Origin of the sequence: Azospirillum sp. B21, from assembly GCF_008364825.1 — a bacterium.
Taxonomy (GTDB): domain Bacteria; phylum Pseudomonadota; class Alphaproteobacteria; order Azospirillales; family Azospirillaceae; genus Azospirillum.
Window position 1 is genome coordinate 660431 of the sequence record NZ_VTTO01000002.1, and the last position, 19641, is coordinate 680071.

17 protein-coding genes are annotated in these 19641 nt (G+C 70.5%); 12 read left to right on the forward strand and 5 right to left on the reverse strand.

Going from position 1 to position 19641, the window contains the following annotated elements; translation table 11 throughout:
• Positions 1-120: 120 nt before the first annotated feature.
• From FZ983_RS07760 to FZ983_RS07775, 4 genes are all read left to right on the forward strand, one after another.
• Entirely contained in the window at positions 121-843 is a 723-nt protein-coding gene (locus FZ983_RS07760) for a response regulator transcription factor (protein WP_149222969.1), read from the forward strand.
• 181 nt (positions 844-1024) lie between these two features.
• Positions 1025-2722: a histidine kinase dimerization/phospho-acceptor domain-containing protein gene (locus tag FZ983_RS07765; protein ID WP_149222970.1), complete on the forward strand. Its 1698-nt coding sequence runs from the start codon at positions 1025-1027 to the stop codon at positions 2720-2722.
• On the forward strand, positions 2722-6204 hold the full coding sequence (locus tag FZ983_RS07770; protein ID WP_149222971.1) for a PAS domain S-box protein: 3483 nt from the start codon (positions 2722-2724) through the stop codon (positions 6202-6204). Before FZ983_RS07765 ends, FZ983_RS07770 begins: the two co-directional genes overlap by 1 nt.
• Positions 6205-6402: 198 nt before the next feature.
• Entirely contained in the window at positions 6403-8472 is a 2070-nt protein-coding gene (locus tag FZ983_RS07775) for a methyl-accepting chemotaxis protein (RefSeq protein ID WP_247883649.1), read from the forward strand.
• Positions 8473-8479: 7 nt separating this feature from the next.
• Here the strand turns inward: FZ983_RS07775 and FZ983_RS07780 are convergent, their stop codons facing one another.
• Together FZ983_RS07780 and FZ983_RS07785 are read right to left on the reverse strand one after the other, a co-directional pair.
• On the reverse strand, positions 8480-9205 hold the full coding sequence (locus FZ983_RS07780; protein ID WP_149222972.1) for a ChrR family anti-sigma-E factor: 726 nt from the start codon (positions 9203-9205) through the stop codon (positions 8480-8482).
• Positions 9202-9864 (reverse strand): sigma-70 family RNA polymerase sigma factor, encoded by a 663-nt coding sequence (locus tag FZ983_RS07785; protein ID WP_149222973.1) that lies wholly within the window; start codon positions 9862-9864, stop codon positions 9202-9204. The genes FZ983_RS07780 and FZ983_RS07785 overlap by 4 nt, the downstream gene beginning before the upstream one ends.
• A gap of 215 nt (positions 9865-10079) precedes the next feature.
• Here FZ983_RS07785 and FZ983_RS07790 point away from each other — a divergent pair, with 215 nt between their 5' ends.
• Genes FZ983_RS07790 through FZ983_RS07805 form a run of 4 tightly spaced genes read left to right on the forward strand, consistent with a single transcriptional unit; the run spans position 10080 to position 14096 of the window.
• Entirely contained in the window at positions 10080-11462 is a 1383-nt protein-coding gene (locus FZ983_RS07790; RefSeq protein ID WP_149222974.1) for an FAD-dependent oxidoreductase, read from the forward strand.
• On the forward strand, positions 11462-12280 hold the full coding sequence (locus FZ983_RS07795) for a DUF1365 domain-containing protein (protein ID WP_149222975.1): 819 nt from the start codon (positions 11462-11464) through the stop codon (positions 12278-12280). The genes FZ983_RS07790 and FZ983_RS07795 overlap by 1 nt, the downstream gene beginning before the upstream one ends.
• 24 nt (positions 12281-12304) lie before the next feature.
• Positions 12305-13552, forward strand: a complete 1248-nt coding sequence (locus tag FZ983_RS07800) for a cyclopropane-fatty-acyl-phospholipid synthase family protein (protein WP_149222976.1) — start codon at positions 12305-12307, stop codon at positions 13550-13552.
• A gap of 16 nt (positions 13553-13568) precedes the next feature.
• Positions 13569-14096 (forward strand): DUF3833 domain-containing protein, encoded by a 528-nt coding sequence (locus FZ983_RS07805; protein WP_149222977.1) that lies wholly within the window; start codon positions 13569-13571, stop codon positions 14094-14096.
• On the opposite strand, the gene FZ983_RS07810 is transcribed toward FZ983_RS07805, so the two are convergent.
• The 3 genes from FZ983_RS07810 to FZ983_RS07820 all read right to left on the reverse strand — a co-directional run bounded on the left by FZ983_RS07810 (position 14059) and on the right by FZ983_RS07820 (position 15630).
• The gene (locus FZ983_RS07810) at positions 14059-14505 is read right to left on the reverse strand and encodes a nuclear transport factor 2 family protein (RefSeq protein WP_149222978.1); all 447 of its coding nucleotides are present in this window, start codon (positions 14503-14505) and stop codon (positions 14059-14061) included. The genes FZ983_RS07805 and FZ983_RS07810 overlap by 38 nt on opposite strands.
• An 11-nt stretch (positions 14506-14516) precedes the next feature.
• Positions 14517-15305 carry an SDR family NAD(P)-dependent oxidoreductase gene (locus FZ983_RS07815; protein WP_149222979.1) on the reverse strand — a complete coding sequence of 263 codons (789 nt, stop codon included), beginning with the start codon at positions 15303-15305 and terminating at the stop codon, positions 14517-14519.
• 70 nt (positions 15306-15375) lie between these two features.
• Positions 15376-15630, reverse strand: coding sequence for a hypothetical protein (locus tag FZ983_RS07820; RefSeq protein WP_149222980.1), 255 nt, complete (start codon positions 15628-15630; stop codon positions 15376-15378).
• 391 nt (positions 15631-16021) lie between these two features.
• Here FZ983_RS07820 and exbB point away from each other — a divergent pair, with 391 nt between their 5' ends.
• From exbB to FZ983_RS07840, 4 genes are read left to right on the forward strand one after another with little or no spacing between them, the layout of a single operon-like run.
• Positions 16022-16999 carry a tonB-system energizer ExbB gene (gene exbB, locus FZ983_RS07825; RefSeq protein ID WP_247883650.1) on the forward strand — a complete coding sequence of 326 codons (978 nt, stop codon included), beginning with the start codon at positions 16022-16024 and terminating at the stop codon, positions 16997-16999.
• A 5-nt stretch (positions 17000-17004) separates the two neighbouring features.
• Entirely contained in the window at positions 17005-17433 is a 429-nt protein-coding gene (gene exbD / locus FZ983_RS07830; RefSeq protein ID WP_149222981.1) for a TonB system transport protein ExbD, read from the forward strand.
• Positions 17430-18302, forward strand: a complete 873-nt coding sequence (locus tag FZ983_RS07835; protein WP_149222982.1) for an energy transducer TonB — start codon at positions 17430-17432, stop codon at positions 18300-18302. The genes exbD and FZ983_RS07835 overlap by 4 nt, the downstream gene beginning before the upstream one ends.
• Before the next feature lie 49 nt (positions 18303-18351).
• On the forward strand, positions 18352-19623 hold the full coding sequence (locus FZ983_RS07840) for a PepSY-associated TM helix domain-containing protein (RefSeq protein ID WP_149222983.1): 1272 nt from the start codon (positions 18352-18354) through the stop codon (positions 19621-19623).
• Positions 19624-19641 lie beyond the last annotated feature (18 nt).

Here is a 19641-nt window from a genome sequence, read left to right on the forward strand (position 1 = left end):
GTTCCAATGTGACCGACGTGAAATATACGGAAGCCACGAAAACTTAAGATTTCGACCGGCATAAGGGGGAATGCTGATATAAAGAGTCGGGCGGGTGCCGAGGGTGTCGGAGGCTATTCGATGAAAATCTTGGTGGCAGACGACCATCCCCTGTTCCGGGATGCGCTTGAGCTGTCGGTCCGGCAGGCTTGGCCGGAGGCCGAGGTTGGCTGCATCGGTTCGCTGCTGGAACTGCCGGCGGTGCGGCAGCTTCCCGATGGCGCGCCTGCCATGGCTCTCCGCTACGACCTGATCGTGTTGGACTGGCGTATGCCGGGTGCCGAGGGAAGCAACCCGGTCAGCGTGCTGCGCCAAGCCGGGATTCAGGGGCCGGTCGCCGTGGTGACCGGGGCGGAGGATCCGGTGACCGCGCTGGAGGTGCTGCGCTGCGGTGCCGAAGCCTATCTGCCGAAGACCACGCCGCGCCGCGTCCTGGCGCAGGCCCTCCGGCTGGTGGCGGAGGGCGGCAGCTTCGTGCCGAAATGCGTGGCGCTCGACCTGATGCACATGACCGACCTGTCGCTCGACATCGACGAGGCGGACGAAGCCGAGGATCCCGTGGCGGAGGGGGAGGGAGCGCTGTCGTCCCCCCTGACCGACCGGGAACAGCAGGTGCTGTCCATGCTCGCCACCGGGGCGACCAACAAGGAGATCGGCCGGCATCTGAGCCTTCAGGAGGTGACGGTCAAGCTGCACACCCGCCGCATTCTGCGCAAGCTGGGTGCCCGCAACCGTACCGACGCCGTCCGCCGGGCCCAGCAGGCGGGACTGCTGTCGCGCAGCCTGGACGAGGCATCGCCCTGACCGGCGGAACCGCCTTGGGAGCGGGGCGGCCAGGGTGACGCATAGGGCTGATCCCAGCGGCGCTATCGCCACCCTTCTGGTATAGTCCCTCTCCATCCGGTCGCGTCTCCTGCCCCGCTCGCCGTCCGGTCCGCCACAAGGCGGGGGCGCAATCGCAAATGGCCGCACTCCCGAGTCGTCGATGAGCCCATCCGACCATTCCCTGCCACGGCCGGCCGTTCCGCCGGCCCCTGCACCTGCTGCCGGCCGAGACGCGTCCGGCAATGCCGCCGCGGCGCCGGCATTGGCCGCGCTGGCGGGTGCGGCGGTGCTGCTCCTGCCCGTGCTCGACCCGCTGAGCGGTGCTGCCCCCTGGGCGCTTCCCTTGGTTGCCGCCGTCACCGGCGCGGCAGCCGGGCTGGCGCTTTTCCGTGGCTGGGCGGCGCACCGCCGGCCGGCGGGACCGGTGCAGCAACGCCTGGCGTCCACCACACCGCCCACCGCTTCCCCGTCGGCCGAGCAAGGGAATGCACAGGCGAGAAGCGCCGCGGACGCCGCCCGGATCGCCGCGTTGGAGGGGGCGCTGCACGAGATGCGGCTCCGGATGTCGGCCGAACTGCGCGCCCAGCAGATGGCGGCGATGGACGCCCGTGCCGAACTGGCCTGCACCATCGTGCATGACCTCAACAACGCGCTGGGTGCCGTGGCCGGTTATGCCGATTTCCTCGCCGCCGACCTGCCGGCCGACTCGCCCCAGGCCGACTATGCCGAGAGAATTCTGAAGGCCGTTCAACGCGCCCGCCCGGAATTCCGCCGTCTGGTGACGGCGGCAAGGATGGAGCCGGCCGCCGTCGTCCAGGAGCGGGCAGGCAAGGTGCTGGACGAGACCGCAGGCCTTCTGCGCACCGCGTCGGCGATGCCGGCCTGCCTGGCGGTCCGGCACGACCCCGCCGCGCCCGACCCCCTCTGCGATGCCGGGATGCTGGCGCGGACGCTGGCCGGGCTTGCGGCGGAGATCGTGCTGGCGACCGGTGCAGGCACCGATTTGCGGTTCTGCCTGCGGGCCGGCTCTTCCGGCGTTCCCGGCGGCGTTCCCGGCGCCGTGCCTTGCGGAGGTTCCCGCTGGGAGGCTGCCGGTGGTGACCCGGATTCGGGAGAGGGCGAGGACGCGGCGGGCGCCGGCTGGCATGTGCGCCAGCTCCTGCAGCCGCGGGAAGGCCCGCACACCCTGTTCGAGCTGCGCGTCAACGGTGCGCCGCTGGCCGACGACCTCCTGTTCGCCCTGGTCGACCCGCTGCTGTCCGTCCGCACGCGCTACCGGCGCGGCCAGCCGGCGCGGGAGGATGGCGACTGGCCCACGGCCCTGTCGACGGCGCGGCGCCACGACGGCGGTCTCAGCCTGCTGACCCATCCTGTCGAAGGCACGGCCATCCGCCTCTACATTCCCGCCGTTTCACCTCCCCGGCCGGAGCCCGCGCCGGCAGCCCCCGCACCCCCATTGCGGCAGCGCAAGGCTCCGGTGCTCCAGGTTCTGGTGGTGGAGGCCGACCCGGCGTCGGGCGACCGGTTCCAGACCGGTCTGGAACGGCAGGGCTTCGAGGTGTCCGTCTGCGACGATCTGCGCGATGCGCTGGACGTGGTCGCCGAGGAGCCGGGCTTTTTCGATGCGGTGGTGATCGGGCCGGGCTTGAGCGCGTTGCCCGCAGGCATGGCTCTGGCTGGCCGTATCAAGGAATTGCGCGGCGATCTGCCCTGCGTGCTCTACGGCGGGGAAGCCCCGTGCGGACCTGCCGACCTCGTGCTGCCGACGCCGGTGGATCTGCCGCGGCTGGCGCGCGGGGTGGCGGCACTCGCCGCGGGCGGGCGGGACGGAGCCCCGGCCGGCGGAGAGCGCGGCTGATGGGGGAGCGGCTTCAGCAGCATGGCTTCATCGCCGCCGTCTGGGCGGCGACCCTGGTGATCGCAGCCGGCCTATGGGCGGCATCCCTGATGCTCGTCCATTACGACGATACGGAGGCCATCGCGCGGGCCGAGCGCGACGGCGGCAATCTTGCCCGCGTCGTGGCCGAACAGGCGAACAGAACCATCGCCGAGGCCGACCAGATCCTTCTGTTCCTGATCGACGACTTCCGCGAGCATGGCGATGTCTGGAGCCACGGCGTGTCGCGGATGCTGCGGCAGGCGGTGGAACGGTCGGCGATCCTGGTCCAGCTCGCGATCATCGACGAACATGGCGACCTTACCTACACCAGCGTGGAGGATGCCCCCGCCCGCGTCCATCTGGCCGACCGCGAGCATTTCCGGGTCCACGCCAACAATCCCAAGGCCGGCCTGTTCATCGGAAAGCCGGTGTTCGGCCGGGCGTCCGGCAAATGGTCGATCCAGCTGACACGCCGCATCGACCGCAAGGACGGCAGCTTCGCCGGCGTGCTGGTCGCGTCGATGGATCCCTTCTATTTCAGCCGCTCGCTGGAGGAGTTGGACGTCGGTCCGAACGGTGCCGTGGCGATCATCGGCACGGACGGCATCCTGCGCGCCCGTTCCCTGATGAACGACCGCATCATCGGCCGCGATGTGAGCGATTCGTCGACGCTGGCCATGGCGCGCCGCCAGCCCACCGGCTTCCTGCGCACCTCCAGCGTGATCGACGGCATTCTGCGCCTGCAATCCTACCGCACCCTGTCGGCTTATCCGCTGATCGTCACGGCCGCTTTCGACGAGGCGTCCTTCATGGCCGATACCCGGCGGCGGCAGCGGATCTACCTGCTGGGAGCGGCGGCCTGCAGCTTGGGGCTGTTCGGGCTGGCCCTGCTGGCGACGCGGCAGACGGCCCGGCTCACCGCGCTCGCCCGGCGCCTCGCGCAGAGCGAGGAGCGGTTCCGCGATCAGGCGGAGACGGCTTCCGACTGGTTCTGGGAGATGGATGCCGATCTGCGCTTTTCCGGCCTGGCCGGTCCGCTGGTCCCGCACATCGCCAACGGCACTCTGCCGATCGGCCTGCGGCGGGAGGACATCGCCCTGCGCGAGCCGGGGGATGCCGCCAAGTGGGAGGAGCATCGCCGCGTCGTGGAGCGGCGGGAGCCGTTCCGGAACTTCCGCTACCGGGTGATGACGGCGGCCGGGCCGCGTTATTTCAGCGTCAGCGGCCGGCCGATCTTCGACCGGCGCGGCGATTTCCGCGGCTATCGCGGCTCCGCCACCGACATCACCGAGCGGGAGACGGCCGCCAACCGGCTTGCCTCGAGCGAGGCGCGCTACCGCGCCATGTTCGAGGCGGTCGGCCAGCCGATCGTCACCATCGACGAACACGGCACCGTCGACGCCTTCAACCGGGCGGCGGAGCGGCTGTTCGGCTACCGGGCGGCGGAGGTGCTGGGGGGGCCGATGACCCGGCTGATGCCGGCCGCCGTCGGCGCGGTCCACGACGGACTGCTGGCCACATATCGCGACAGCGGCGGCGACACCCCGCGGTCGGAGGTGCAGGAGCTGACCGGGCGGCGCAAGGACGGCAGCGAGTTCCCGTTGGAGGCGTCGCTGGCCGGCTGGCGGGAAGGAGACCGCCGCTATGTCACCGGTGCGCTCCGCGACGTCACCGCCCAGCGCGAGATCGAGGCCAGCCTGCGCCGTGCCAAGGAGGCCGCGGATCAGGCCAACCGGGCCAAGGGCGAGTTCCTGGCCACCATGAGCCACGAGATTCGCACGCCGATGAACGGTGTTCTGGGCGCGCTCGCCCTGGTGGACGGCCCCAACCTGGACGAGGAGCAGCGCCAGCTCCTGGACGTCGCCAACCGGTCGGGCAAGGCGCTGCTGCAGATCATCGACGACATCCTCGATCTGTCCAAGCTGGAGGCCGGCAAGGCGGAGGTGGAGCCGGCGGATTTCGAACTGCGCGCCGTGATGCGCGACTGCATCGACCTGCTGGAACCGACGGCCGGCGGACGCGGCCTGATCCTGACGCGGGAGGTGGCTCCGGCGGTGCCGGACCGCGTGCGCGCAGATCTGCGGCGCATTCGGCAGGTGCTGGTCAATCTGGTCGGCAACGCGCTGAAATTCACCCAACGCGGCGGCGTCGCCGTGCGGGTCGGGCTGGAGGGGGAGGCCGTGCCGGGCCGTCCCTTCTTCCTGCGGTTCGAGGTGGCCGACACCGGCATCGGCATTCCGGAGGACGTGCAGCCGACCCTTTTCCGCCGCTTTACCCAAGGCGACAGCTCCACCACCCGGCGCTTCGGCGGAACCGGGCTGGGGCTGGCGATCAGCCGCGAACTGGTGACGCTGATGGGCGGGCGGATCGGCGTCGTCAGCTCCGAAGGCAAGGGCAGCACCTTCTGGTTCACCGTGCGCTGCGAACCCGCCGCCGACCCGAGCGACGGCGTCCCGACCGCGCCTTGCGCCCCGGAACCGGAGCCGCAGGGGGCGCCGCAGGGGACGCCGTCCGGCGGGTGGGGGACGGAGGAAACCTGCGGCCTGCGCGTGCTGGTGGCCGAGGACAACGAGATCAACCGCGACATCGTCGTCACCATGCTGCGCCGCGCCGGCCACCGGGTGACGGCGGTGGAGGACGGGCTGCAGGCCGTGCGGCTGGTGGAGGAGGATCGGTTCGATCTGGTCCTGATGGACGTGCAGATGCCGGTGATGGACGGTGTCACCGCCACCCGCCACATCCGTGCCATGCCGGGTCCGGCATCCCGCCTGCCCATCGTGGCGCTGACCGGCAACGTCATGCCGGGCCACCGCGCCGAGTATCTCGCCGCCGGCATGACCGCCTACCTGACCAAGCCCATCGTATCGGCCGACCTGTTCGAGATACTGGGCAGCGTGTCCAAATCCCGGACGGAGGAGCCACCCGGCACGGGCGCCGCCGGTCCTCAGCAGCCCTCATCGGACGCAGAAGCGAGGGAGACCGTCTCCGGGCCGGCGGGCCCATCGTCGGCTTCGGCTCCGGCTCCGGCGGATGCCGAACTGTGGCGGTCCGCACCGCTTCTCGACGCCGGGCAGGCGGAGTCCCTGCGTGCGGTGATCGGCGAAGAGACCTGGGCGAGGACGGTGAGCGCCTTCCGGCAGACGGTGGACGACAGCATCGCCGCGATCCGGGAAGCCAACCGGCTGGCCGGGCAGGGCGGTGCGGGAAATGCGCCCGGCAATTCCCCGGCCCATCTCCCCCGCATCGCCCACACGCTGAAGGGCACGGCAGCCAACATCGGTGCCGTGCGCTTGAGCCGTCTGGCCTCGCTGATGGAACAACGGCTGCAGTCGTCCGGCACCTGCCCACCCGGCGACCCGCTGTACGAGGCGCTTGGGGAGGTCGCGGTCGCCACCAAGGAGCTGCTGACGTCGCGCCTGCAGCCTGTGGAAAACGCTGAAAGTCGAAACGAGGTGGTTTGAGGCAACAGAAATTCTGCGGCTAGATTTTTTGTTGCTCAAAGGAAAAAATCAAATAACTCAGGAGTAATTGCTGCAGTCAAACACAGGGTTCGCCCGTTTTTGACTGTTTGCCGTGACGAAGGTGACGAAACGGTTTAGAGTGATTTTGCGTCGAAGGGCGCAAATCGTTTGTACTCTTAACGTACGAAGTGCCTGATCATGGTCGCTGCCGGCAACATTCTCCACGTCATTTCAATCCGGGCGAAGGTTGTGGCGGTCGCGGTGTTCGTGTTCGCCGCGGTCGGCTTGTCCTCGGTCCTCACCATGCGCGACATGGGACGGCAGACCGAGCATCTGTCCGATGTGCAGCGTGAAACCGGCGACGTGGTCGGCCGGATCATCCCCCTCGTGTCGCTGGTGGCGGAGATCCGGCATGACGTGGTGCAGACACAGCAATGGCTGACCGACCTGTCGGCCACGCGCGGTCTGGACGGTCTGGACGACGGCGGGGCGAAGGCGGCTGATTTCGCCCGCCGTTTCGGGGAGCACACCGCCAGGGCCGCCGATCTGGCGCGCGATCTGAAGCTTCCGCAGGTGGTCGCCGAGATCGAGAAGACCCGCACCGCCTTCGGTCCCTTCTATGAGACGGGCCAGCGCATGGCGAAGGCCTATGTCGCCGGCGGGCCGGCGGCCGGCAATCCGATGATGGGACAGTTCGACAGCGTTGCCGAGACGATGGGCGGCAGCCTGGAAGCGCTGGGCGCCAGTGTGGTCGCCGTCAGTTCCGACCGGCTGACGGAACTGACCGCCGGCATCGAGGAGGTGCGGGCGACGGCGGACGGGCTGCGCCTGACGCTGATCGGCGCCGGTGTGGCCATCCTGCTGATGGCGTCCGCCTGCGTGGTGTTCCTGGAGGTGGCGATGATCCGGCCGATGGAGCGGCTGAGGCGCGCCATGGTGGCGCTTGCCGGCGGCACGCTGGATGTGGAGATCGGGCTGACGGAACGCCGGGACGAGATCGGCCACATGGCCGACACCGTGCGGGTCTTCCAGCAGAGCGCGCAGGAGAACGCCCGGCTGCGCGCCGAGCAGGAGGAGACCCGCCGCCGTGGCGAGGAGGATCGGCGCCATGCGCTGGAGGCGATGGCGGAGAAGGTGGAGCAGGAGACCCGCGTCGCCGTCGACCATGTGGCGGAGCGCACCTCCCGCATGAGCACAAACGCCGGCGCGATGGCCGAATCGGCGGTGCAGGTCAGCGGCAATGCCCAGACCGTCGCGGCCGCGGCCCAGCAGGCGCTGAGCAACGCCGAAGCCGTCGCCGCCGCGACGGAGGAGCTGTCGGCCGCCATCGCCGACATCGGGATGCAGGTGTCCACCGCTGCCGAGGTCACCGGCCGGGCGGTGGACCGTGCCGGTCTCGCCCGCTCCACCATCGAACGGCTGTCGGCCTCGGTGGAGCGCATCGGCGCCGTCGCCCGGCTGATCGGCGACATCGCCAGCCAGACCAACCTTCTGGCGCTGAACGCCACCATCGAGGCGGCACGGGCCGGCGAGGCCGGGCGCGGCTTCGCCGTCGTCGCCAACGAGGTGAAGAACCTCGCCAGCCAGACCGCGCGCTCCACCGAGGAGATCGGTTCGCTGATCGCGGAGGTGGAGGCGGTGACGGCGTCGGCCGTCGGCGCGGTCGGCGAGGTGTCGGAGACCATCGACGAGGTGGCCGGCATCTCCTCCTCCATCGCCGCGGCGGTGGAGGAGCAGGCGGCGGCGACCCACGAGATCGCCCGCTCCGTCGGCCAGACCAGCGAGGCCGCGAAGGAGGTGTCGCTGCGCATCGGCCGCGTCTCCGCCGAGGCGAGCTCCACCCAGGACCGCGCCGGCGAGGTGCGGACCGTCGCCGTCGACGTGGCCGGCGGCATCGACGCCCTGCGCAACGTGCTGATCCGCGTCGTCCGCACCGCCACCACCGACGTCGACCGCCGCCAGCGCCCGCGCTTCGCCGTGTCGATCGACTGCACGGTCGAGAGCGCCGGCGCGCTGCCGGTCCGCGCCACCGTCGCCAACCTGTCGTCGGGCGGCGCCATGCTGACCGGCGCTCCCGACCGGCCGGCCGGTGCGCCGCTGGTCCTGCGCATCGACGGCGTCGCCCGGCCGCTCGCCGCCCGCATCAAGTCCAGCGAGCAGGGCCGCCTGCATGTGAAATTCGACCTGTCGGACGCCGATCAGGCTGCCTTCGACCGCGATGTCGAACGGTTGACCCACGGCCTGACGCCGCTGGAAGCGGTGGCGTGACGGGACGCTAGAGTCCGATGAAGGGCTGCATCAGCCGTCCCATCAGCCCGGTGAAGCGCAGCGGCGCGTCGGTCGCGATCAGGCAGATGCAGTCGCGGTGGCTGTCGGCGATGGGCTGGTGGTCGGTGTCGCCGTCCGCCTCGGCCAAGTCGCCGGGACCGTAGCGGCCGAGTTCATCGGCGAAATGGCCGCTCAGCACCACGGTCAGTTCCAGACCGCCATGGCCATGGTGGGGCAGGGCGGTGCCGGGGGCGATGCGCAGAAGCTGGGCGGCACCGCCCGCCGCGCTGCGCGGCATCAGTTCCACCCGCCGGACGCCGGGCGCCAGACGCTGCCATGCCAGCCTGTCCAGTTCGGTCGCCCGGGGCACATAGGGCCGCAGCGGTGCCGGAAGAGCCGTGCCGTCTCGCGGCCCCGGACGGGACGGCCGGCGGCTGCCCCACAGCGCGCCGGCCCGTCCGGCCTTGCACGGGTTGGCAGGGGCCTCCTCCAGATCCAGGCGGGCCAGCGTGGCGGACAGCGACAGGGTTTCGAGCGGTGCGGGCGGCAACTCCTCCAGCAGGGCGCCGCCCAGTGCCTCCACCTCCGCCAGGGCGGCGCGGCAGTCGGGGCAGTGGGCGAGATGGACGGCGACCGCCAGCGACAGCCCCTCCGCGAGGCTGCCGGCGCCATAGGCCACCAGCAGGGCGTCGCTGGGGTGGTGATTCGGCAGAAAGGCTTGCGGCACGGTCATCGGTCGTCGTCTCCCAACGCCTTGCGGATCTTGACCATGGCCAGACGCAGGCGCGATTTCACTGTGCCCAGCGGCACGTCCAGCCGTTCGGCGATCGCCGGGTGGGCGAGGTCGGCGAAGAAGGACAGTTGCACCACCTCCGCCTGTTCCGGCGTCAGCTCTGCCAATGCGCCGCGCAGGCGGCGGGCACGGCGGTCGCCGTCCAGCAATTCGTCGGCGCGGGGGCGGTCGTCCTCATGCTCCAGCAACTCGTCGTCCGACACCTCCGGGTGGCGTTCGCGGCGAAGCGCGTCGATGCGCAGGTTGCGTGCGATGGTGAAGACCCAGGTCGCCGCCTCCGCCTTCGCCGGGTCGTAGAGCGAGGCCTTCCGCCACACCGACAGCATGGTGTCCTGCGCCAGATCCTCCGCCCGCTGCGCCGGCATGCCCAGCTTCAGCATGTAGGCCTTCACCCGCGGGGCGAAGTGGCCGAACAGCCGGGCGAAGGCCGCCCGGTCGCCGGAGGCCACCGCGACCAGATCGTCCGACAGCCGTGCCGCCAGCGCATCGTCTGGAGACCGGGCTGGCGATGGCTGGGCAGCGAACGGCCGGGCTGGCCCGGTCCTGGTCTGGTCCGGGCCGGTGGCATGCGACAGCAGTGAGGCCAGCGGTGCGATCATGGCCAGGATACGCCAACGCTGCCGCTTCGGATCACCGCCCGTGAGACATTTGTCGGTGTGCGTTTCGTCCACTCGACCGGAGCGCCGGAAAGCGCGAGCGTGGCATGATCCAACCGCCGCCGAGCGCCGTATCTGGATCATTCGCGCCGGACCTACCCATTTCGGTTAGGGTCCGGTCCCGATCACGCCCAAGACCCCGAGAAGGGCCGTCCGCCATGCCGCTTTCCGAACCCGCCCTTCCGTCATCGGGTCCGCTCGACATCGCCGTGATCGGCGCCGGCATCGCCGGGCTGTCGGCGGCCTGGCTGCTGTCGAAGGCGCACCGCGTCACGCTCTACGAGAAGGAGGACCGGCCGGGCGGCCATGCCAACACGGTGGAGGCCGATGGTGCCGGCCCGGTCGATACCGGCTTCATCGTCTACAACGAGCCCTGCTATCCCAACCTTGTTGCGCTGTTCGACCGGCTGGGCGTGCGGACCCGCGCCACGGACATGAGCTTTGCCGCCTCGCTCGACGGCGGACGGGTGGAATATGCCGGCAGCTCGCTGGGCACGCTGTTCGCGCAGAAACGCAACCTGCTGCGCCCGCGTTTCTGGCGGATGCTGGCCGACCTGCTGCGCTTCTACCGCGAGGCGCCGGGCTTGCTGACCGACACCGCGGCGGAAACGCTGACGTTGGGCGACGTCCTGGACCGCGGCGGCTACTCCGACGCCTTCGTCCGCGACCATCTGCTGCCGATGGCCGCCGCCATCTGGTCGAGCCCGGCCGAGGCGATGCGCGATCATCCGGCCGCCGCCTTCATCCGCTTCTGCGACAACCATGGCCTGCTGAAGATCAAGGGCCGCCCGGTCTGGCGCACGGTGGAGGGCGGGAGCCGCAGCTATGTCGACCGCATCCTGGCCGACATGCCCGGCGCGCTGCGCCTGAACTGCGCGGTCGAGGGGATCGCCCGCGAGGAGGGGCGCGTCCTGGTGCGCGACCGCCGCGGCGCCGTCCGCGCCCATGACCATGTCGTGATCGCCACCCACGCCGATCAGGCGCTCGCCCTGCTGGAGGATGCGGGCGAGGAGGAGCGCCGGCTGCTGGGCGCCTTCGGCTACGAGCGCAATCTCGCGATCCTGCACACCGATGCCGCCCTGATGCCGAAACGCCGGGCCGTGTGGTCGAGCTGGAACTATCTCAGCCGGCAGAGCGATGGCGGCAAGGATGGGGACGCCGTCTGCGTCACCTATTGGATGAACCGGCTGCAGGGCTTCCTGCAGCGGGAGCGCGACCTGTTCGTCACGCTGAACCCGTCCCATCCTCCGCGCGAGGGCAGCATCCTGCGCAGCGTCCTCTACGACCACCCCATCTTCGGGATGGCGGCGCTTGCGGCGCAGAAGCGGCTGTGGACCCTTCAGGGCCAGCGGCGGACATGGTTCGCCGGCTCCTATTTCGGCGCCGGGTTCCACGAGGACGGCGTGCAGGCGGGACTGGCGGTGGCCGAGGCGCTGGGCGGCCTGCGCCGACCCTGGAGAGTGCCGAACGAGTCCGGCCGCATTCATCTTGGCCCGCACTCCGCTCCTGTCGCGCCCGTCGCCGGGAAGGAGGCGGCGTGATGGAGGGGCGGCGCTTCGCCTCCGGCCTCTATGTCGGCACGGTGATGCACCATCGGGTGAAGCCGGTGCGCCACCGCCTGTCCTACCGCGTGTTCAGCCTGCTGGCCGACCTGGACGAGCTTCCCCGGCTGGACCGTGAGCTGCGGCTGTTCGCCCACAACCGCTTCGGCCTGACCAGCTTCCACGACCGCGATTTCGGGCCGTTGGGCGAGAACGCCATCGCGTTAAAATCCTGGGCCGAGGCGCAGCTCGCGGCGGCCGGGATCGAGGCGGGCGGACCGGTGCGGCTGCTGTGCTTTCCGCGGGTGCTGGGCTTCGTCTTCAACCCGCTCTGCGTCTGGTTCTGCCATCGGCCCGACGGGACGCTCGCCGCCATCATCCATGAGGTCAGCAACACCTTCGGCCAGCGCCACGCCTATCTGATCCCGGCGGAGCGCGGAGCGGACGGGCTGGTGCGCCAGCGCTGCGACAAGCGGTTCTATGTCTCGCCCTTCATGGACATGGAGACCGCCTATCACTTCCGCATCCGCCCGCCATCGGGCGAGCAGGGGGAGCCGCTGTCCGTCTCGATCCGCCAGACCGACGCGGCGGGGCCGGTCCTGCATGCGTCGCTCGCCCTGCGGCGGGTGGAGCTGACCGACGGCGCCATCCTGCGCGCCTGGGCCCGGCACCCGCTGATGACCGCCAAGGTGGTCGCCGGCATCCATTGGGAGGCGCTGCATCTCTGGCGCAAGGGGCTGGCGATCCGCCCGCGCCCGCCCGCGCCTGCGCATCCGGTGACCGTCGTCGTCGGCACCCCCGCTTCGACCCGCTTCTGACCGTTCCCGAGAAGGCTTTCCCGTATGACCGATATCGCTGCGCCCGCGCTTCGCCGTCCCTCCCGGTGGCTGCGGCTGGTGACCGGACAGGATTTGTGGACCGGCGTGCTGCTGAGGATGGCCGCCCGCATCCGCGTCGGCGAATTGACCTTGCGCCTGCCGGACGGGCGGACGATGCGGCTCGGCGACGGGACGACCGGTCCCCGCGCCGATCTGGCCCTGCTCGACGGATCGGCGGCGCGGCGGCTGGTGCTGGGCGGTGGGATCGGCATGGCGGAGGCCTATGGCGACGGGCTGTGGCACAGCGGCGATTTGCCGGCGCTGATCAAGCTGGCGATCCGCAACGAGGCGGCGCTGAAGGGCGTGCTGAAGGGGACCTTGGCGGCGTCCGCGATCAACCGGCTGTTCCATCGCAGCCGCGCCAACTCCCGCCGCGGCAGCCGCCGCAACATCGCCTTCCATTACGACCTCGGCAACGAGTTCTATCGGCTGTGGCTCGACCCCGGTATGACCTATTCCTCCGCCCTGTACGGGGATGAGGGGCAGAGCCTGGAGGACGCTCAGGACGCCAAGATCCGTCGCGTCGCCGAGCTTCTGCAACTGCGCCCCGGCGCCCGGGTGCTGGAGATCGGCTGCGGCTGGGGCGGCATGGCCGAGCATCTGGCCGGCCGCTGCGGCGCCTCCGTCGTCGGGCTGACCCTGTCGGCGGAACAGCTGTCCTTCGCCCGCCGCCGCATGGCGGAGTCCGGACTGGCCGGCAAGGTGGACCTGCGGCTGATGGATTATCGCGATGCCGGCGGCAGCTTCGACCGCATCGTCTCCATCGAGATGATCGAGGCGGTGGGGGAGGAGCATTGGCCGCGCTATTTCGCCAGCCTGCGCGACCGGCTGCATCCCGGCGGAGCGGCGGTGGTGCAGGCGATCACCATCGACGATGCCCGATTCCCGCACTACCGCCGCAACTGCGATTTCATCCAGCGCCACATCTTCCCCGGCGGGCTGCTGCCCTGCCCGTCTGCCCTGCGAACCGAAGCGGAGCGGGCCGGGCTGGTGGTGGAGCATGTCGAGACCTTCGGCGCCTCCTATGCCCGCACCTGCGCCGAGTGGCGCCGCCGCTTCCATGAGGCCGCGCCGCGGATCGCAGCCATGGGATTCGATCCGCGGTTCCGCCGCCTGTGGGACTATTACCTCGCCTACTGCGAGGCGGGGTTCCGCGCCGGCACCATCGATGTCGGGCTCTGGCGCTTCCGCCGGCCCGGCTCCGCACCCTGAACGGGGAATTCCTGCCATGAAGGTCGAGGATTTTGCCGGGACGGGTCCGGAATTGCGGATCGAGCGCTATTTCGCCGGTCGCACCCACGCCTGGGGTCTGTTCGAGGACCGGTTCGGCACCTTGCGGCGCAGCTTCACCGTTGTCATCGACGGGCATTGGGATGGGCGGGAGCTGACGCTGGACGAACGGTTCGACTATGCCGACGGCGAGACCGACCGTCGGGTCTGGCGCATCGCCAGGACCGGGGAGGGGCGGTACGAAGGGCAGGCCGACGACGTGATCGGCAAGGCGGTCGGCCGGTCGGCCGGCAACGCGCTGAACTGGACCTACGAGATGGCGCTGAAGGTCGGCGGCGGCCGTTGGCGCGTGCGGTTCGACGACTGGATGTGGCTGCAGCCGGGCGACGCGCTGATCAACCGCGCCAACGTCTATCGCTGGGGGCTGTGGATCGGCACGGTCAGCCTGTTCTTCCTGCCCGAAGGGCGGATGATCCAGCCGGGCGCCGTCAGCGCGGCGGTGCCGCCCCCAGCCGCCGCCGAATGAGGCGCAGCGGAGCGCCCAGCAGCGGCAGGCGCAGATAGACATGCTCGCCGGAATCCCAATGGTCGACATGCTCGGCCACCCGGCCGTCGGGAGCCTGCCGCACCTCGCTGGTGCCGATGACGTCCATCCGGCCGATGCCGGTCACCGTCGCCTCGAACCGCCAGCGCAGGATCGCCAGATCATCGGCGGGCAGCCGATGCGTGACGGTGAAGCGCAGGTCCCGGCAGCCGTTCAGCGTGTGGAGCAGCGCTGCGCGCACCGCGTCGCGCCCATGGGCGTCGTTGAAGGGATCGCGGAAACGCACCTCCGGCACCGTCAGCGCGGTCAGCCGGTCGAGCGTATCGTGGCTCAGCGTTTCGAAGAAATCGGTCCAGGCGTCGAGCCCGCGGCTTTTCAATTCATCCGTCATGGTCCCCGCCATCATGCCCCCGTCACTTTGCGGACCAGCGGGAAGTAGGCCCGATAGGGCAGCAGGCGCGCCAGCTTCAGCTTGCGGGTGAAACGCCGGGGGAAGGCGATCTCGAAGCCGCCGCGCTCCAGCCCGTCGGCCAGTTCCCGCGCCGCGTCCTCCACCGGCATCAGGTCCGGCATGGCGAAGCCGTTGCGGGCGGTCAACGGCGTGTCGACGAAGCCGGGGCAGACCAGTTGGAGCCGGATGCCGGCGCGGTCGCAGTCGGGCTTCAGCGATTCGCACAGGTTGATGAGCGCCGCCTTGGTCGGGCCATAGGCCGCGGCGGTCGGCAGGCCGCGGTATCCGGCGACGGAAGCCACCACCGCCACATGCCCGCGGCCACGGGCGCGCATCCGCGGCAGCAGCGCCTCCAGCCCATGGACGACGCCCATATAGTTGACCTCCATCAGCCGGCGGGCGGTGTCGGCGGAGAAATCCTCCAGCGACATCGGCGTGTGGGTGCCGGCGTTCAGCACCGCGCGGTCGATCGGACCCAGCCAGCGTTCGATGGCGGCGACCGTGGCGGCGGTCGCCTTGCGGTCGGTGACGTCCAGAGGGAAGATCCGCATGCGCGCCGCCGACATTTGGGCGGTTGCGGCCAAGTCTTCGCCGTTGCGGGCGGACAGCGCCACCCGCTCTCCTGCGTTGGCGAGGTGGATCGCCAGAGCCCGGCCGATGCCGCTGCTGGCGCCGGTGATCCAGGTTAATGGCTTCCCGCCATTCGGATCGGCCTCTTCACCGTTTCCCTCTCCGTGCATGATGCGCTCCGCAGCTTTCCCCGCAGCCCCCTACGCAGCCATGGTCTTGGCGGATCACCCCATATCGGCCCTACCAGATACGGCGGGCCAACTGGTCGCCGCGCTGGGACAGGTCGCGCATCAGCGCTCGTGCCTCGTCCTCGCCGGTCCATTGGGCGACCGATTCGATGCCGTCCGGGCTGTCGGCGGCACCATCGCGACCGCCATCCCGGTCCTGCGGCATGCCGAAGACCTGTCCGGCTCGCGCCTCCACCACAGCGAAACGGCCATCGCAGGCGACCAGCCGGAAGCTGCCCTTTTCCTCCACAACCGAAACGCGGTCCATCGGCTTCCTCCTCGGGATGGTATCGACCGAGGGTTCAACCCGGAGCGGCGCCCGATTGTTGCGCGGTTCCGGTCTATTTCAGCCGGTCTCACCGATTGAATAGATCGCGATTTTCCCGCGACAGGGCAGCGGTTTGGTGGTACTGAGACTTAGTCGCAGAATCGAGACCGCACCGTTTTCAAGCCTTGAACAGTTCGCAAGGCAAACGGAACGGCAGTCGAGCTGTTTGAAATTCCCGCAAAAAATGACCCGATTGCGTGCGGCGGAGGTCGATTTTCCGTGCGAGTGCGACTCATTCGCATTATAACCGCGGTGGGGGCTTTGCTCTGGAGTGTCATCGGGTTTTTTGCATCGCGCGTGCCGGACACGCGTCGAGGGGAGTTGGACCGCCATGCCGACATCGTTTCGCCACCGTCCAGTTCTGGCTGCCGTCCTTGCCGGCGCCGGGACGCTGATGGCCGGCGCCGCCGCCCGCGCGCAGCAGGCTGCCGCACCCGCCGCCGCACCGGAAGCGGTACAAGGTGCGGTACAAGGTGCGGTACAAGGTGCGGTGCAGGGTACGGTTCCGGATGTGGCGCAGGGTGTGACGCAGGGCATGGCTCCCGCCGCCCAGGGTGCCGCGGACGCGGCCGCCGCGTTGGCCACTCTTCCACACGACCTGTCGCCCTGGGGCATGTTCATCGCCGCCAGCCCTGTCGTTCAGGCGGTGATGGTGGGTCTGGCGCTTGCCTCCGTCGTCACCTGGACCATCGCCATCGCCAAGGCGGTCGAGCTGTCCGCGGCCAAGCGCAAGGCGCGCGATGCCCTGGCGATGCTGGAAGAGGCGCGGTCGCTGTCCCAGGCGGCGGAGCGGGTCGGCTTCAGCCAGGGCACGGCGGCGGCGCTGGTCCGCGCGGTGATCGCCGAGACCCATCTGTCGGCCGACGCGCCGTCGCGCGACGGGCTGATGGACCGCGCCGCCTCGCGGCTGGAGCGGATCGAGGCGGCGGCCGGCCGGCGCATGGCGCGCGGCACCGGCATCCTCGCCACCATCGGCTCGACCGGCCCTTTCATCGGCCTGTTCGGCACGGTGTGGGGCATCATGACCAGCTTCATCGGCATCTCGAAGGCGCAGACCACCAACCTCGCCGTGGTGGCGCCGGGCATCGCCGAGGCGCTGCTGGCGACCGCCATCGGCCTCGTCGCCGCCATCCCGGCGGTGGTGGTCTACAACGCCTGCACCCGCGCCATCGGCGGGCACAAGGCCCAGCTGACCGACGCCTCGGCGGCGGTGCTGCGCCTGCTGAGCCGCGACATCGACCGCCATGCGCTGCCCCGGGCACAAGCCCATGCCTCGCAGGGCCACGGCAATTCCCGCGCGGCGGAGTAACGGCGATGGGTGCGCGCCTCGGCTCCAACAACGACGACGAGCTGACCGAGACTCATGAGATCAACGTCACGCCCTTCATCGACGTCGTTCTCGTCCTTCTGATCATCTTCATGGTGGCCGCACCGCTGGCCACGGTGGATGTGCCGGTGGACCTTCCGGCTTCGACGGCAACGCCGACACCGCGGCCGGACAAGCCGCTGTTCCTGACCATCCAGGCCGACAAGACCCTGTCGCTGGGCGAAACTCCGACCACCAAGGAATCGCTGGGTGCGGCGCTCGACGCCGCCACCCATGGCGACAAGAGCCAGCGCGTCTTCCTGCGCGCCGACAAGACGGTGGATTACGGCGCGCTGACGGAGGTGATGAACAGCCTGCGCGGCGCCGGCTATCTGAAGATCGGCCTCGTCGGCCTGGAAACGGCCCCCGCCCCATGAGTGCGGCGTCCGATTACGGTGCGGCGGACTGGTCCGCCGACGGCAGCGAGCGTCCGGCCCGCGGCGTGGCCCGCTGGGGCGGCAGCCTGTTGCTGGCGCTGGGCGTCCATGCCGCGGCCGGCGTCGCGATGGTGGCGTGGCATGTGCCGATCACGCCGTCGGAAGCGGACCCGCCGGCCGTTCTGCTGGAATTGGCCCCGCTGCCGGTCGCGCCGCCGGAACCTGCCCCGGCCATCGACATACCCCTGCCGGAGCCGATGCCCGAGCCGGTCATCGAACCGCTTCCCGAACCGCCGCCGCCGGAACCCGAACCGGTGGTCGAGGAACCGCCCCCGCCGCCGGAACCGCCGCCCGTGGTCGAGCCGGAGGTGGTGCTGCCCAAGCCGCCGCCCGAACCGCCGAAGCCCAAGCCCGAGGTGAAGAAGGAAGCGCCGAAGCCGAAGCCGGAGAGGCCGAAGCCGCCGCCCCGCCCGGTGGCCCAGCCGGTGCAGCAGGCGCAGCCCGCACCCGCCGCCGCCCCGCCGGCTCCGGCCGCGGCTCCCGTCCCGGCGGCCCCGGCGCCGTCGGCCGCACCCAGCCGCGCGATCCCGACCTGGCAGGGCCGCGTGCTCGGCCATCTGGAACGGCACAAGCGCTATCCGCGCTCCGCCCAGGCCCGCCGGCAGGAAGGGGTCGCCCAGGTCCGCTTCACCATCGACCGCGAGGGGCGCGTGCTGTCGGTCCAGCTCGACCGCAGTTCCGGCCATAGCGTGCTGGACGAAGAGACGGTGGAGATGGTCCGCCGCGCCTCCCCGCTGCCGGCCCCGCCGGACGAGATGGCGCAGGACCGCATCGAGCTGGTCGTTCCGGTCCAGTTCTTCATCCGATAGGGCACGTCCCTCCGTCACCCCTCAAAGCCATCCTGTCAAGGTCGTCGCCATGGCCAACGCCAGCAAGCCGCGCAGCCAGCGCCTGTGGTATCGCACGCTTCAGAACATCCACCTGTGGGTCGGCCTGATCCTCTGCCTGCCGCTGGTCCTTCTCGGCATCACCGGATCCATCCTGGTGGTGGAGGATGAGCTTCGTGGACTAACGGGCGACACGCCCGCACAGGCGATGGCCGAGGGGCCGCTACAGCCGGTGTCGGCGATCCTGGCCGCCGCCCGCGCCGCGGCGCCGGCCGGCACCCAGCCCGGCTTCCTGACCCTGCCCGACGAGCCGGGCCGCCCGGCGGTCGTCCGTCTGGTGGCGGCGCGCGGCGAGCGGGGCGGACAGCAAGGGGGACAGCCGGGCGCACCGCAAGGTTCGCCGCAAGGGTCGCCGCAAAGTGGCGCCCCTCAGGGCGGTCCTCCGCAGGGGCCGATGGGGATGCTCCGCATCGATCCGGTGTCGCTGGAGGTGGTCGGGGATGCCAATCCGGCCCAGGCGTCCGGCGGCTTCATGCGCACGGTTCACATCCTCCACGGCAATCTGCTGATCCGCGACCGCAGCGGGCGTGAGATCGTCGGCTGGCTCGGTGTGGCGATGCTGGTGCTGGGCGTCAGCGGTCTGGTGCTGTGGTGGCCGCGGCCCGGCCGCTGGAAAGCCGCTTTTACGGTAAAGGCCGGCGCCCGCGGCGTCCGCCTGCATCGCGACCTTCACGGCGCGGTCGGCATCTGGTCGCTGGTGGTCTTCATCGTCGTCACCTTCTCCGGCGTCTATCTCGCCTTCCCGCAGAGTCTGGGAGCGGGGGTGTCGTCGGTCCTGCCGGCCCGCGACCTGCGCGCCGCCGTGACGGTCCAGCCGGTGAAGGGCTCCACCCCCATCGACGTCGACCGCGCGGTCGCCCTGGCGCGGGAGGCGCTGCCGGGTGCCGAACTGCGTTCCGTCTCGCCGCCGGCACGGCCGGACCAGGCTTATCGCATCGGGCTTGCCCCGGCGGGACAGGCGCATGGCGCCCCGGCGGCGACGGTCTTCGTCGATCCCTGGAAGGCAAGCGTCGCCGAAATCCGCGATCCCGCCACCTACAGTGCCGGCGAGACCGTGATCGCATGGCAGCGTCCGCTGCATGCCGGCGAGGGGCTGGGACCGCTGTGGAAATGGGCGGTCTTCCTGTCCGGCGTCCTGCCGCCGCTGTTCGCCGTCACCGGCACGCTGATGTGGTGGCTGAAGCGCAAGGCCCGCCGGGCCAAGGACGCCGAGCGCGCGGCGGCCCTCGCCACCGCCGGGTGAGGATTGTTCAGGGGAGCG